This is a genomic window from Nocardia glycosmidis (assembly GCF_052545115.1).
Genome location: NZ_JBQWRH010000002.1, coordinates 1 through 16,613, shown reverse-complemented (window position 1 = coordinate 16,613; position 16,613 = coordinate 1). Strand labels below are relative to the sequence as shown.

General features: G+C 68.3%; 2 protein-coding genes. Both read left to right on the top strand.

Features of this window, described 5'->3' with window-relative positions; genetic code table 11:
• Positions 1 to 154: 154 nt before the first annotated feature.
• Positions 155 to 7,585 (top strand): non-ribosomal peptide synthetase, encoded by a 7,431-nt coding sequence (locus tag ACT86A_RS02475; RefSeq protein WP_445090329.1) that lies wholly within the window; start codon positions 155 to 157, stop codon positions 7,583 to 7,585.
• A 247-nt stretch (positions 7,586 to 7,832) separates the two neighbouring features.
• Positions 7,833 to 16,613, top strand: an 8,781-nt coding sequence (locus tag ACT86A_RS02470; RefSeq protein ID WP_445090328.1) for a non-ribosomal peptide synthetase, incomplete at its 3' end; no start/stop codon positions are given.

Genomic DNA, 16,613 nt, shown 5'->3' with positions numbered 1-16,613 from the left:
ACCGTGCTTGCGGTTGCCGCGGCAATGCAATACGGCGCGCGGGATCACCGAACATTCCCTTATATGATTGCCCGGACCGCGCCGGTTCCGAGAAACATACCTCTGGTATGGATATGTCCGGTCCTGGCTCGACGCGAGAGGTGAAGACACTCGAATGGAAACCGCCCGTCGCTCCGCTCGCGGTAGCCGTCGCCGCAGGTCCGGTAGTCCACTCTTCGGTCAGCTGCTCACGGCCGCGGTCGAGTCCGCCGCGACCGAGGTCGCGATCCGGTTCAACCCGACCGGGGATCCGGCCGATGATCGGGAACTCACCTACGCTGAACTGGACGCGGCGTCCTCGCGGCTGGCCAGAGAACTGATCGAGCGCGGTGCCGGGCCCGGCGACGTGGTCGCCATCGCGATCTCGCGCAGTGTGGAGTCGGTGCTCGCGGTATGGGCCATCGCGAAGACCGGCGCCGCCTACGTGCCGGTCGATCCGAGCTACCCCGCCGACCGGATCAACCACATCGTCGCCGACTCCGGCGCGACGGTAGGGCTCACCGTCTCGGCGCACCGCGCGTTGCTCGGCACCGGCGTGTACTGGGTCGAGCTGGACGACCCGGTGCTGGCCGCGCGAATCAACGCCCGCCCGGGGCACCCCATCTCGTACACCGACCGGATTCGCCCGCTCGACGAGCGGCACCCGGCCTACGTCATCTATACCTCCGGGTCGACCGGCATGCCCAAGGGTGTCGTGGTCTCGCACAGCGGTCTGGCCGGGCTGGTGGCTGCCGAGCGCGAGCACTACGGAGTCACCGAGGAATCCCGGGTACTGCACGTCTGCTCACCGAATTTCGACGTCTCGGTGCTCGAACTGCTGCTGGCCTTCTCTGCCGGGGCGACGCTGGTGGTCGCGCCGCCGACCGTGTTCGGCGGTTTCGAACTGGCCGATCTGCTGCGGCGCGAGCACGTCACGCACATGCTCATCACCCCGGGTGCGCTGGAATCGGTGGACCCGACCGGGTTGGACGATCTGCAAGCGGTGGTGGTGGCCGGGGACAAATTCGGTCCGGAACTCGTCGGCCGCTGGGCGGGTGAGCGTGAGTTCTACAACGGCTACGGGCCCACCGAGGCGACCATTCTCGCCACCAGTACGCCGCCGCTGGCGCCGGATGAGCCCATCACGATCGGCACGCCTATCCCGGGAGTCGGTGCGTTCGTGCTCGATTCGCGGCTGCGGCCGGTACCGGCCGGGGTGGTCGGCGAGCTGTACCTATCCGGCCCCGCGCTGGCGCAGGGCTACCTCGGTCGGCCAGGGCTGACCGCGGAGCGCTTCGTCGCCAGCCCGTTCGTCGCCGACGCGGGCAGCCCGGGCGCGCGGCTGTACCGAACCGGAGATCTGGTGCGCCGCACCGAATCCGACGGCTCCGACGGCGGCGTCATCGAATATCTGGGGCGCTCGGACTTCCAGGTGAAGATCCGCGGCTTCCGCATCGAACTGGGTGAGATCGACTCTGCGCTCACCCGCCACCCGGACATCGAATTCGCGGCCACCCTCGGCAAGGCGCTGCCGTCCGGCGCGACCGCGCTGGTGTCGTATGTGCTGCCCCGGCCAGGAGTCGAGGTGGATCCCGGAGCGCTCGCCGAGTTCGTCGGAGAGTCGTTGCCCGCGTACATGATTCCCGCGTCCATCATGGCGCTGGACGAGATCCCGCTGTCGCCGGTGGGCAAGCTGGACCGCGCGGCGCTGCCCGAGCCGGTATTCACCGCGCGTGTGTTCCGCGCGCCGTCGACGCCGGTCGAGGAGATCATCGCCGACGTGTTCGCCGCGCTGCTGGTGCCCGAGCAGGACGGCCGCGTCGGCGTGGACGACGACTTCTTCGAGCTCGGCGGCAACTCGTTGCTGGCCGCGCAGGCCGCCGCGCGCATCGGCTCCGCGCTGGAGCTGCGGGTGCCGGTGCAATTGCTGTTCGAGGCCACCACGGCCGCGGCACTCGCGGCCCGCGTCGAGCGGCACGCTGGTTCGGCCGCGGGCCAGGCGCTGCACGCGCGTCCGCGCCCGGAGCGGATACCGCTGTCCTACGCCCAGCAGCGTATGTGGTTCCTGAACCGTTTCGATCCGGCCGGCGCGGTCGACAACATTCCGGTCGCGGTACGGCTATCGGGTCGGCTCGATGTCGACGCACTGCGCGCCGCGGTGCACGATCTCGCCCAGCGCCATGAGGTATTGCGCACCCGCTACCCGGACGTCGATGGTGAGGGCTACCAGTCGGTGTTGCCCGCGTCCGATCCGCGGGCACTCCTGGAGCTCGTGGTCCAACAGGCCGAGCAGTCGCAGGTGCCCGCGCTGGTGGCCGCCGCGGTGACCGAGGGCTTCGACGTGACCGCCGCGCCGCCGGTTCGGGTGCGCCTGCTCGCGCTGACCGAGACCGAGCACGTGCTGATCTGCGTGGTGCACCACATCGCGGGCGACGGTTTCTCCATGGGTCCGTTGACCCGGGACCTGATGAGCGCCTATGTGGATCGGATGCGCGGCGGCGCGCCGGAATGGCCCGCACTCGAGGTGCAGTACGCCGACTTCGCGATGTGGCAGCGCGAGATCCTCGGTGCCGAGGACGACCCGGATTCGGTGCTGGCTCAGCAGATCGCCTACTGGCGCACCGCATTGGCCGCGCTGCCGGATCAATTGGAGCTTCCCGCGGATCGGTCGCGGCCCGCGGTCGCATCCCATCGCGGCGCGACGGTCGGCTTCGAGATCGACGCCGATGTGCACATCGCGCTGACTCGCATTGCGCAGCAACATAATTCGACGTTGTTCATGGTCGTGCACGCGGCGCTCGCCGTGCTGCTGGCCCGCCTGTCGGGCAGCAGGGACATCGCCATCGGTACGCCCGTGGCGGGCCGCGGCGAGGCGGCCTTGGACGACCTGATCGGCATGTTCGTCAACACGCTGGTGCTGCGCACCGAGATCACCCCGGATGCCCGCTTCGACGAGCTGCTGCGCGAGGTGCGGACTGTCGACATCGAGGCGTTCGGCCATGCCGACGTTCCGTTCGAGCGGCTGGTCGAGTTGCTCGACCCGGTGCGCTCGGCCGCGCGTCACCCGCTGTTCCAGGTGATGCTGACCTTCCAGAACATGGCGAGCGCCGAGCTGGAGCTGCCGGGGCTTTCGGTGGCCGCGGTGGATCTCGCGGTGCCGTTGGCGAAGTTCGACCTGCAACTGGCGCTGGTGGAGAAGCTCGACCGGCACGCCGCCGCGCAGGGTATGTCGGCGGCCTTCACCTACGCCACCGATCTGTTCGACGAAGCGACCGTGCAGGACTTCATCGATCGCTTCGGCCGGATCCTGCGCGCGGTGGCCGCCGACGCCACGGTGATCGTCGGCGATATCGACGTGCTGGCACCCGGTGAGCGCGAACTCGTGCTGCACGAGTGGAACACCCCTGGTGCGGTGGTGCCCGAAGTGACCCTGGTGGACCTGATCGGCGCGCAGGCGCGCAGGCGGCCCGACGCGGACGCGATCCGTTTCGGCGACACCACACTGACTTTCGGTCAGTTGCAGCGCGCTGCGAATCGGGTGGCGCGCGCGTTGATCGCCCACGGTGTGGGCCCGGAATCGCTGGTGGCGGTCGCGGTCCCGCGGACCGAAGAGCTACCCGTCGCGCTGCTGGCGGTGTTGACCGCCGGTGCGGCGTACCTGCCGATCGACACCACCTATCCGGTGCAGCGGCTGGAGTTCATGCTCGCCGATGCCGCCCCCAGCTGTGTCCTGACCACCGCCGCGGAGCGGGACGCGCTGCCCACGGGGACCATTCCGGTGCTTCTGCTCGAGGACCTTCTCGCGGCGACCACCACGTTCGATGACGCCCGGGTGCGCAATGCCGAGCGCAGCACGCCGCTGCGTCCGGACAACCTGGCGTACGTCATCTACACCTCGGGCTCCACCGGCGTCCCGAAGGGTGTCGGCGTCGCGCACCGCAACGTGGTCGAATTGTTCGCCAACACCCAGCTGCTGTTCGAGTTCGACGAGACCGACGTGTGGACGCTGTTCCATTCGTTCGCGTTCGACTTCTCGGTCTGGGAGCTGTGGTGCGCGCTGGCCAACGGCGGCACCGTGGTGGTGGTCGACTACCTGACTTCCCGGTCGCCGGAGCAGTTCCGTGAGCTGTTGATTCGCGAACAGGTCACCGTGCTCAACCAGACCCCGTCGGCGTTCTACCAGCTCGCCGAGGCCGATCGGGCCGCGCACCCGAACCAGCTGGGCGAATTGGCGCTGCGCTATGTGGTGTTCGGCGGCGAAGCGCTGGATCTGCGCCGGTTGCGGCGCTGGTACGAGCGTCATCCGGTGGACGCGCCGTGGCTGGTGAACATGTACGGCATCACCGAGACCACGGTGCATGTCTCGTTCCTGTCGCTGGACGCGCAGATGGTGGACAACCCGGCCAGCATCATCGGCCGTCCGCTGCCCGGCCTGGAGGCCGCTGTGCTGGACGATCGCCTGAACCCGGCCGCGGTCGGTGTGGCGGGCGAGATCTACGTCGCGGGGGCCCAGGTGTCCCGTGGCTACCTCGGCCGTCCCGGACTCGCCGCCGCGCGCTTCGTCGCGAATCCATTCGGCGCGCCGGGATCTCGGATGTACCGCACGGGCGATATCGGCCGCTGGGTCGGTTTGGGTGGCGGAGCCACCCTGGAGTACGCCGGCCGCGGCGACCAGCAGGTCCAGTTGCGCGGCTTCCGTATCGAACTCGGCGAGATCGAGTCGGCGCTGCTGCGCTGCCCTGGTGTCGGCCAGGCTGTGGTGCTGGTCCGCTCGGACGAGCACGCGGGCGATCGCCTGATCGGTTACGCGGTGCCCGGCGCCGGCGCCACGCTGGACGCGACCGTGTTGCGCGCCCAGGTGTCGGAGTTCCTGGCCGGCTATATGGTTCCGGACGCCGTCGTGGTGCTGGATGTGCTGCCGCTCACGCCGAACGGCAAACTGGACCGAAAAGCCTTGCCGGCACCGGAGTTCCTCGGTGCGGCGGTTTTCCGCGCCCCGAGTTCCCCAGTCGAGCAGGCGGTGGCCGAGGTGTTCGCCGGACTGCTCGCCGCCGCGGAGGTCGGTCTGGACGACGACTTCTTCGCGCTCGGCGGCAACTCGCTGCTGGCCACCCGGGTGGTCGCGCGGATCAACGAGGCGCTGGAAGCGAATCTGGCGGTGCGCGAGCTGTTCGAGGCGCCGACGGTCGCCGCGCTGGCCGCCCGCGTGGTGCCCGGCGCCGGCGGCGCGGCGCGACCGCCGCTGGTCCGCGCCGAGCGGGTGGAGCCGGTGCCGCTGTCGCTGGCGCAGCAGCGGATGTGGGTGCTCAACCAGTTCGATCCGGCTTCGCCCGCCTACAACATTCCGCTGGCGATCCGGCTGACCGGTGCGCTGGACGTGTCCGCGTTGCGCTACGCCCTGGCGGATGTGCTGGAGCGGCACGAATCGCTGCGCACGCGTTACCCGGCGAACGGGCCGGGCGGGCTGCCGTACCAGGAGATCCTGTCCGTTGCCGAGGTGCTGCCCGCCGGGTTGGAGGTGGCCGCCACCGATGACCCGGTCGGCCGGATCACCGAGCTGATGGGCACCGGATTCGATGTGACCGAAGCGGTTCCGGTGCGTGCCCTGCTGCTCGAGCCCGGGCCGGACGAGCACTTGCTGGCCCTGGTCGCGCACCACATCGCCGCGGACGGCGCTTCGATGGCCCCGCTGGCCCGCGACTTGATGACTTCCTACCTGGCCAGGGTCCGCGGCAACTCGCCGCGCTGGTCGCCGCTCGAGGTGCAGTACGCGGACTTCGCGATCTGGCAGCGCGCCGTGATCGGCACCGACGACGACGAGAACTCGGTGGCCGCACGGCAGTTGGCGTACTGGCGCGACCAGCTCGCCGGCCTGTCCGGCGAACTGCACTTGCCGCTGGATCGTGCCCGCCCGGCGGTGCCGACGATGCGCGGAGCGAGCACCGGATTCGCGGTCGCGCCGCCGGTGCACGAAGCGCTGGCGAAGCTGGCGCGCGAGCATAATTCGACGCTGTTCATGGTCGTGCACGCGGCGCTGGCGGTGCTGCTGGCCCGGCTGTCCGGCGACTCCGACGTCGCTGTCGGCACACCGATCGCGGGTCGCGGCGAACGCGTGCTCGACGACCTGGTCGGCATGTTCGTCAACACCCTGACGCTGCGCACCGCCGTCGATACCGGGGCGAGTTTCGCCGACCTGGTCGACCAGGCCCGCCGGATCGACCTGGCGGCCTTCGCCAATGCGGACATCCCGTTCGAGCGCGTGGTGGAGAAGGTCGTCCCCGGACGCGTCACCTCGCACAGCCCGCTGTTCCAGGTGATGCTCTCGTTCCAGAACGTCGAGCAGCCGACCCTGGAACTGCCCGGACTGACCGTGGCGGCATTGGATATCGGTGCGGGTGCGGCGAAGTTCGACCTCCAGGTGACCGTCGAGCCGCGGCATGGCGCGGACGGCTCGTTCGATGACCTGGTCACCGTGATCACTTATGCCACAGACGTTCTCGACGCGTCGACCGCCCAGGCATTCGGGCGCAGGCTGGAGCGCATTCTCACCGCTGTGGTCGCGGACCCGCAGGTATGCGTCGGCGATATCGACATACTCGATGCCGACGAACGCAACCGTGTGTTCGCGGTGCCGGAGACGACCACCGATGTGGCCCGGACCGAGGCGGCGGCGCCTACCGCAGGCACCGCGCTGACCCGGCTGTTCGCCGTCGCGGTCGAGGACGATCCGGACGGACCGGCCGTGGTGTGGGGCGAGGACGCGTTGTCCTACCAGGACATCCACGCCCGATCGTCGCGGCTGGCGCGGGCGCTGATCGGGCGTGGTTGCGGGCCCGGCACCGGCGTGGCGCTGCGCCTGGATCGCGGCATCGATGCGGTGGTCGCCGTCTGGGCGGTGCTGGAAACCGGCGCGGCGCTGGTTCCGGTGCCCTCGGTGGACGCGGCACTGCCCGGCGAACTGGAGGTCAAGGTCGGGCTGGTGGCCGCGGTTGAGGTCGTGCGCGAGGCGGCGAGTGGCGCATCCGGCATCGACGGTGTCGACTGGTTGGCGTTCGATGATCCTGCCGTGGCCGCCGAGATCGACGCCCAGTCGCCGAGACCGGTGACCTACGCGAATCGGCTCCGAACGCTACGTGGAGACGATCCGGCGGTCGTGCCGTCGGACCGGCGCCATGGCGTCGCGCTGTCCTACGACGCATTGGCGGCCGCGGCGGCTGAGTTGTCCGCTCGTACCGGGCTGACCTTCGAATCCCGCACGTTCCGGCAGGGCCCCCCGGAGCCGGTGGCGGCCGTGCTGGAGGTGGTGGCCGCGGGTAGCGCAGGCGCTTCGATCGTGATAGTCGACACAGCATCGGCGGAAGTAGCGCCGCAGGTCTTGCTCGCCCAGGAGTGGGTGACGCACTTGTTCATCGACGCCGCCGACCTCGCCGTGATCGACCCGGCGGAATTGGCCGACCTGCAGGCTGTGGTGCTGGACCAGGGCGGTCCGGTGCCGCCACCGATCGCCCGGAGTGCGCTGCAGGTGTCCGCCGTCCCGGATCTCCTCGGGAACACGGTATCCGGCTAGGTCCGGTGAAAGCCGCTCGATCAGACGCGGTTTAAGCGTCGTCGCAGTGGGTATGTGACGGTGGGGAGTAATTGCGCCGCGACCGGCGTGCCGCGATAGTGCCGGCACGCCGGATCGGCGGTGTGTGGGGCGAAGCGCTGCCGACGCTGGGCAGTGAGAGACAGCTAGACCAGATAGTAGTGAGGGATACTTCATTGGTTCGGGCAGCCGTCAGACCAGGCACTGTTGTTTGCATTGGGGTCCACGCATGAGCCGCCCGATGCGCGCGCGGCCCAATCGTATCCGGCGCCCGCGGGTCACCACTTTGCCGCAGTTGCTGGCTATCGCGGTGGAGACCGACCCGGACAGCTTCGCTGTGGTGCCTGCTTCGGAGTCGTTCGGCGGCGGAGTCGATGGCCCGATCGCATCGGCGGCGCGAATAACGTACGCCGAGTTGGATTCTCGCTCGACGAGGCTCGCTCGGTTATTGCTCGAACGTGGCATCGGTCCCGAAGATTTGGTCGCGGTGTGCATTCCGCACTCGATCCAGTCGGTGGTGGCGCTGTGGGCGGTGGCCAAGACCGGCGCAGGCTTCGTGCCGCTGGATCCGGACGATTCGCCCGACCTCGTCGTGCGGGCGGTGTTCGATCCGGGTGTGGTGTCCGGGCTGACTGTCGGGGCCGTACGTGACCAGCTGCCCGGGCCGGTGGCGTGGTTGGTCGTCGACGAGCCGGAGTTCGAGCGGGCGCTGCGAGACTACCCCGCGGATTCGGTTACCCACGTCGATCGGGTGCGTCCGTTGCAGGCCGAGCACCCGGCGTACGTGATCTATCCCCGCAATGGCGCCGGGCGCCCGGAGCGGACAGTGGTCACGCAGGCGGGGTTGTCCGATTTCTGTGCTGAGCAGCGCGAGCGGTACCGAGTGCGACCGCAGGCTCGCACCCTGCACTTCGTCGCTCCGACGGCCGACCAGCTGGCGCTCGAGTTGCTGCTCGCCGTGAGCGGTGCGGCGACGCTCGTCCTGGCCGCCGGGCTCGACAGCGCGGGGCTGGCGGGACTTTTGCGGCGGGAACAGGTGACGCATTTGTTCGGCCCGCCCGCGACACTCGCCGCACTGGACCCGGCCGGACTGGATGAGCTGCGTGTCGTTGTCGCCACCGGCTGGGCAGGCCCGCCGGAGCTGGTCCAGCACTGGGTGCGGCCGGTCGCGGGCGGCGCGGCCCGCCTCTTCTTCAACGGCCGTGCGGAGGCCGAAACCGCTGACACGGCAGTTACCCTCGTAGACCTGTTCAACGCCCAGGTGTCGGCGACACCGGAATCGGTCGCGATTGTGGACCCGTCGACGCCCGGCGGGGAGTCCCTGACGTACGCCGAGTTCGCGGCCCGTGTACGTCGGTTGGCGAGACGACTGATCGATGCGGGTGTCGGCCCGGAAATGCTTGTCGCGCTGGGTATACGGCGTTCGGTGGACCTGGTTGTCGCGATATATGCGGTGCACGCCGCGGGTGCGGGATATGTGCCGCTCGACCTGGATCAGCCGGTCGAACGAGTCGGGTATGTGCTCGCGTCGGCGGCGCCGGTGTGTGTGCTGACCACGTCCCGCGATGGTTTCGACGGTGCGGGAGTGCCGACGCTGGTGCTGGACGAGCTGGATCTGTCCGGTTATTCGGGTGCGCCGGTGGTCGATGCGGAGCGGATCGCCCCGTTGCGGCCGGCGCATCCGGCCTATGTGATATTCACCTCTGGATCGACCGGTCGGCCGAAGGGTGTGGCGGTTGCGTATGCCGCGGCGGTCAACCAGATCCGTTGGATCACAAGCGAATACGAGATCGGCGTCGATGATGTGGTGTTGTTCAAGACGCCCGTCACATTCGATGTGTCGGTCTGGGAGTTGTTCGGTGCGCTGACCACCGGTGGCCGGTTGGTTGTGGCCGAGCCGGACGGGCATCGTGATCCGGGGTATCTGGCCGAAGTGATCGCGGCCGAGCGCATCACCATGACCTCGTTCGTGCCGTCGATGCTGACCGTTTTCGCGAGCAGTGCTGAGGTGGCCGGCGCCGCGGAGCTCGGCTCACTGCGGGCGCTCCTCATCGCGGGTGAGGCGTTCACCTCCGACGCGGTCGAGGCGATCCGCCGGGTGAGTACAGCGGCGCTGTTCAACCTCTACGGTCCCACGGAATACACCGTTCACGCCACGCACGCGGCAGTCGCCGACGACGTGGCGGGTGCGGTTCCGATCGGCCTTCCGGTATCGAATACGCAGGCATATGTGCTGGATTCGCGCCTGCATCCGCTGCCGTCGGGTGTCGCGGGCGAGCTGTATCTGGCGGGTGCCCAATTGGCCCGGGGCTATGTCGGCCGCGCCGACCTCACCGCGGATCGTTTTGTGGCCAACCCGTTCGGTGCGCCCGGCAGCCGGATGTACCGCACCGGCGACCTCGTCACAGCCGATGCGACCGGCTCGCTCACCTTTATCGGCCGCACCGACTTCCAGGTCAAACTGCGTGGTCTGCGGATCGAGCTGGAGGAGGTCGAATCCGCACTGCGGGCGGATGATTCGGTCATGCAGGCGGTGGCGACCGTCAGGTCCGACGCACGCCTGGGCGATCAACTGGTCGGGTATGTCGTGCGTGCACCGCGACCCGGCGACACCCGTGGCGACCAGTCCTACCGCGACTCCTACGTCGACGGTTTGCGCACGCACCTCGCCGCACGCCTACCCGCGTACATGGTGCCCGCGGCGATTGTGGTGCTGGAGGCGTTGCCGCTGAGCCCGAACGGCAAGCTGGATCGGCGCGCGCTGCCCGCACCGGTGGTCCGGGAACGCGAATTCCGCGCGCCGTCCGATCCGGTGGAGCAACTCGTCGCGACCACGTTCGCCGACGTGCTCGGCGTGCCCGCGGACCGGCCCGTGGGCGCGGACGACGACTTCTTCGACTTGGGCGGCAACTCGCTGTCGGCCACGCAGATGATCGCTCGGCTCGGGGCGGCACTCGACACGCGGATGCCCGCTCGGGTGATCTTCGAGGCATCGACGGTCGCCGCACTCGCGGCACGGCTGACCGTGCTGCGCGGCGCGGGCGGGCGTCGTGCGCTGGTACCGGTGCCGCGAGCGGGCGCGGCGGCACAACCGATTCCGTTATCGCTGGCGCAGCAACGGATGTGGTTCCTCAACCAGTTCGATCCGGCGTCGGCGGCGAACAATATTCCGTTCGCCGTCCGGTTGTCCGGGGCGCTGGACGTGGCAGCCCTGCAAGCGGCGGTCGCCGATCTGGTCGATCGGCACGAGACGTTGCGCACGGTGTATCCGGCCCTGGACGGCACCGGCTATCAGCAGATCCTGCCCGCCGGTCAGGCGGTTCCCGATCTCGCATCGCGGCCGATGGCGGAGACGGAACTTCCGGACTGGTTGCTCGACATCGCGTCAGCCGGTTTCGATGTGACCACGCAGGTCCCGTTGCGGGTCGCCCTCGCCGAACTGGTGGCAGGCCCGGATTCGTCGGACGGCTCCGCACACACCGCCGAGCATGTCCTAGCGGTCGTGGTGCACCACATCGCCGCCGACGGTGCGTCCATCGCGCCGATGGTCCGTGATCTGATGACCGCGTATCTGGCGCGGGCCGCCGGTGCCCCGCCGAGCTGGCAGCCACTGCCGGTGCAGTATGCGGACTATACGTTGTGGCAGCGTGCGGTACTCGGGGACGAGTCCGATCCGGAATCGGTGGCTGCCAGCCACATCGATTACTGGCGGGCGGCTTTGCAAGGCATCCCGGATCGGCTGGAGCTGCCCGCCGATCGGCCTCGGCCGAACGTCGCCTCCGGCCGGGGTGCGGAGTACTCGTTCGAGATTCCCGCCGAGATCCATGCCGAGCTGACCGAGCTGGCGCGCCGCACCGGCGCCTCGCTGTTCATGGTTGTGCACGCGGCATTCGCGGTGTTGCTCGGCCGGCTGTCGGGTAGCGACGAGGTCACCATCGGCACGCCGGTCGCCGGTCGTGGTGAGCGGGAACTGGACGAGCTGATCGGCATGTTCGTCAACACGCTGGTACTGCGGACCAGCGTCGATCGTGGCGCCTCGTTCGCCGAACAGCTCGCCGCCACCAAAGAGACGGATCTGGCCGCGCTCTCGCATGCCGAGCTGCCCTTCGAGCGACTGGTCGAGGTGCTCGAGCCGGTTCGGTCGTCAGCGCATCACCCGCTGTTCCAGGTCGCGCTGTTCTTCCAGAACATGGACTCGCCGCGGCTGGAATTGCCCGGTCTGACCGTGACCGCTGTCGAGCTCGGTGGTGCGCGGGCCACCTTCGATCTCCAGCTGACCGTGGTGCCGCGCCAGGACGACGATGCCGCGGCCGGGCTGGCGGCGATGTTCACCTACGCCACCGACCTGTTCGACGAATCGACGATCGCGGACTTCGCGCAACGGTGGCAGCGGCTGCTCGCCTGCGTGGCGACAGATCCGGGCCGGATCATCGGCGACATTGACCTGCTGTCGTCGGCTGAACGGGAACGGATCCTGGTCGACTGGAATGACACCGGCCATCCGGTTGCCCCCGAGCTGCTGCTCGATGGCTATCGCCGGGCACTGCCGGCGCATCCGGATGCCATCGCGCTGGTTTACGAGGGCACCTCGTTTACCCACCCGTCGCCCGACCACCACCCCTCGACGAGTCGCTACGCGACGCTGGCCCACCCGTCGCCCGACCACCACCCCTCGACGAGTCGCTACGCGACGCTGGCCCACCCGTCGCCCGACCACCACCCCTCGACGAGTCGCTACGCGACGCTGGCCCACCCGTCGCCCGACCACCACCCCTCAACGAGTCGCTACGCGACGCTGACGTATGGCGAGTTCGATGAGCGCGTCAACCGGCTCGCCAGGCTGTTGATTTCGCACGGTGTAGGTGCGGAATCGCTGGTGGGGCTGGCGATTCGGCGCTCGGTCGACCTGGTTGTCGGCATGTATGCGATCCTGACGGCCGGTGGCGCCTACGTGCCGTTGGATCCCGATCATCCCGCGGACCGGATCGCGCACATTCTCGAGACGGCACAGCCCGCCTGTGTGGTGACGACGACCGCGGACGCGGTCAGCGTCCCCTCCGGCACGGTGCTGCTCCAGGTCGATGCCGTGGAGCTCGATCATTTCGACGGTGCGCCGGTGCGCGCCGAGGAGCTGCTGCGGCCGATCCTGCCGCAGCATCCCGCGTATGTCATCTTCACTTCGGGTTCGACGGGCCGGCCCAAGGGCGTCGCGGTTTCGCATGCTGCGATCAACAACCAGATCGAGTGGATGCTGGCCGAGTATCCGCTGCGCCCCGATGACGTGTACCTGCAGAAGACCGCGACGACGTTCGATGTGTCGTTGTGGGGATTCTTCCTACCGTTGCGGGTGGGGGCGAAGCTGGTTCTGGCGACGCCCGATGGACATCGCGATCCGGTCTATGTCGCGGAAACCATTGTCGCGCAGCGGGTTACGGTCACGGATTTCGTCCCGTCGATGTTGACGGTGTTCGCCGCGCACACCGCGGCGGGTTCGTTGCCGAGCTTGGCGCACATCTTCGTGATCGGTGAGGCGTTGCCGCCGGAGACAGTCACCGCCATCAACGCTGTGTCCGATGCTCAGGTGCACAACCTGTACGGGCCGACAGAGGCCGCCGTGTCGGTCACCTACTGGCCGGCTCGAGATGCTCGGGAGCGGTCGGTGCCGATCGGGTTGCCGCAGTGGAATACCCAGGTGTATGTCCTGGATTCGCGATTGCGTCCGGTGCCCGCAGGGGTGGCGGGGGAATTGTATTTGGCCGGTGACCAGCTTGCTCGCGGATATGTGCGCCGCCCGGATCTGACCGCGGACCGATTCGTCGCCAATCCGTTCGGGACCGGTGTGCGAATGTACCGGACCGGTGACCTGGTCGTGTGGCGTCCGGCTGCCGCGGATATGCCGCAGCGGCTCGATTACCTCGGCCGCACCGATTTCCAAGTGAAATTCCGTGGCCAGCGGATCGAGCTGGGCGAAATCGAAACGGCATTGCTGGCGCAGCCTTCGGTGAGTCAGGCGGTTGCGCTGGTGGCGCCGTCGGCGCTGGGTGATCAGCTGGTCGCGTATGTGGTTCCCGCGTCGGGGCGGACGATCGAGCCGGTGGAATTGCTGGCGCGGATCGGTGAAACGCTTCCGGCGTATATGGTTCCGGCCACGATCGTCGCATTGCCAGCTTTCCCCTTGAATACCAGTGGAAAGCTGGATCGTAAAGCACTGCCGGAACCGACTTTTGGCACTCGCGAATTCCGCGCTCCTGCCACACCGGTGGAAGAGATCGTGGCCGGTGTGTTCGGTGAGGTGCTGGGACTGAACCGGGTCGGCGCGGACGATGATTTCTTCGCACTCGGTGGCAATTCCCTGGTCGCCACGCGGCTGGTCGCGCGGTTGGGTGCCGCGGTAGGCGCCCGCATTCCGGTGCGGACGCTGTTCGAGGCGTCGACCGTGACGGACTTGGCGACGGCGATCGAGTCGCACACCCACGCCGACCACCGCGTCGAACTGGGCAGCCTGCCACGGCCGCAGCGGTTGCCGTTGTCGTTGGCGCAGCAGCGGATGTGGTTCCTGAACCGGTTCGATCAGGTCGATGACGATCCCGCGGCCGCATCGGGCTCGGCGGCCTACAACTTGCCGTTCGCGCTTCGGCTGACCGGCTTGCTCGATGTCGCGGCGCTGGCAGGCGCGCTCGATGATGTGGTGGCGCGGCACGAGGTGCTGCGCACCGTGTACCCGGAGCTCGGCGAGGCCGCGCGGGACTCGGGCGGCGACGGTCCGGTGCAGGTCGTCCTGGCCGCCGGACAGGTGAAACTGGCTGTCGTGCCGGAGCGGGTAACCGAATCCGAGGTCGCGGTGGCGGTTCGTGCGCTCGCGGCGACACTGTTCGATGTCACCACCGAGGTGCCGGTGCGGGTGCGGTTGCTGGAGATCGACGGACGCGCCCCCGGATCCCCACCGGAGCACGTGCTCGCGGTCGTGGTGCATCACATCGCCGCCGATGCTTCGTCGTTGGGGCCTTTGGTGCGTGACGTGATGGTGGCCTACGCCGCGCGGAACGCGGGTTCTGCCCCGGCGTGGGCACCGCTGCGGGTCCAGTACGCCGATTACGCGCTCTGGCAGCGAGCTGTGCTGGGCGAGGAATCCGATTCCGGGGCCATTGCCGCACAGCAGATCACGTACTGGCGCGAGCAGCTAGCCGAGCTTCCCGACCTGTTGGAGCTGCCGACCGACCGGCCGAGGCCCCCCGTCGCATCGATGGCCGGTGGACGGGTCGAGGTGTCGGTGGACGCCACTATCCACGCGGGACTCGTGCGCTTGGCGCGCGCCAACGGCGCCACCGTCTTCATGGTCGTGCACACCGCGCTCGCGGTGTTGCTCGCGCGGCTGTCCGGTTCCGGGGATATCGCGATCGGCACCCCGGTGGCGGGTCGGGGGGAGCGTGAACTCGATGACCTGATCGGTATGTTCGTCAATACCGTGGTATTCCGGACCCGGCTTTCGGGCGGGGAATCGTTCACCGAAGTATTGGCGCGGCAACGGGAAACCGATTTGCAGGCGTTCGCGAATGCCGATGTTCCTTTCGAGCGCTTGGTGGAAGTGCTCGATCCGCGACGCTCGACGGCACACCATCCGCTGTTCCAGGTGGGCCTGTCATTCCAGAACATCGCCCGGACTGCGCTGGAGCTGCCCGGCTTGACGATTGCCGGAGTGGAAGCGGACCTGAATGTGTCGCAATTCGATCTGCATCTGATTGTGAGCGACAGCTACGACGAGTCCGGTGCCGCGGCGGGAATCGGTGGCTACTTCACCTACGCCACAGACCTTTTCGACAACGATACGGTCCGCGCGATTGCCGACCGATTGGCACGCATCTTGGCCGCAGTGGCGGCCGACGCGACGATTCCGGTCGGGGATATCGAGATTCTCGGCGCAGCCGAGCGGATCGAGATGCTGTCGGTGCGCAACGCCACCGCCCGCGCGATCGATCCGCCTGTGCTGCTCGATAGCTGGACGCCGGAGTCGTCGGAGCGCTGCTCCGCGTCGGTGTCGTCCGCCGGGACCACGTTGGCGGCGCTGTTGGATTCCACCGTCGCCGCCGTGCCGGATGCCGTCGCGCTCGTCGCCGACGCGCCGAGCTCAGGCGAAGACCGCCAGGAACTGACCTACGCGGAGCTGGACGGCCGGGTCAACCGTTTGGCCCGCCATCTGATCCGGGAAGGCGTCGGCCCGGAATCGCGGGTGGTGCTGGCGTTGCGCCGGTCGGTAGACCTGGTGGTGGCGATGTACGCGGTGGTGCGGGCCGGCGGTGCGTATGTACCAGTGGATCCGGACCAGCCCGCCGAACGGACGAACTACATTCTGGAGACGGCGGCACCGGTCTGTGTGTTGACCAATGCCGAGGCGGGCTTCGCCTCCACGGTCGCGCCCATAGTGCGATTGGACCGACTCGACCTCACCGGGCTATCCACTGCAATCGTCGCCGACGCTGAGCGAATTGCGCCGTTGCGTCCGGAGAACACCGCGTATGTGATTTTCACGTCGGGTTCGACCGGCCGACCTAAAGGCGTCGCGGTGTCGCACGGCGCGATCATGAATCAGTTGCTGTGGAAGTCGTTCGAGTTCGATCTCGCTGACGATGACGTGGTCTTGTTGAAGACGGCGGCGACGTTCGACTTGTCGGTGTGGGAGTTCTGGTCGGCCATTGCTTGCGGTGGGCGGTTGGTCATCGCGGCACCGGACGGCCATCGCGATTCCGCATACCTGACCGAGCTGATGACCCGGGAAGCCGTGACCACACTGCATGTGGTGCCGTCCATGCTCGACGCCTTGCTCGCCAACGCGGACAGCGACATTCCGCTCCCCGCACTGCGGCGCGTGCTGGCTATCGGCGAGGCGTTACCCGCTGAAACGGCGAAGCGCTTTCGGATCGTGAATCCGAAAGCAGAGTTGTTCAATTTGTATGGTCCGACCGAGGCGGCGGTGTCGGTGACGAGTCATCGTGTCACGGTTGTTGATGGGACT

What these genes read in the sequence shown, in the direction of transcription:
- ACT86A_RS02475 (WP_445090329.1), top strand. Translation starts at nt 155, where the DNA reads ATGGAAACCGCCCGTCGCTCCGCTCGCGGTAGCCGTCGCCGCAGGTCC.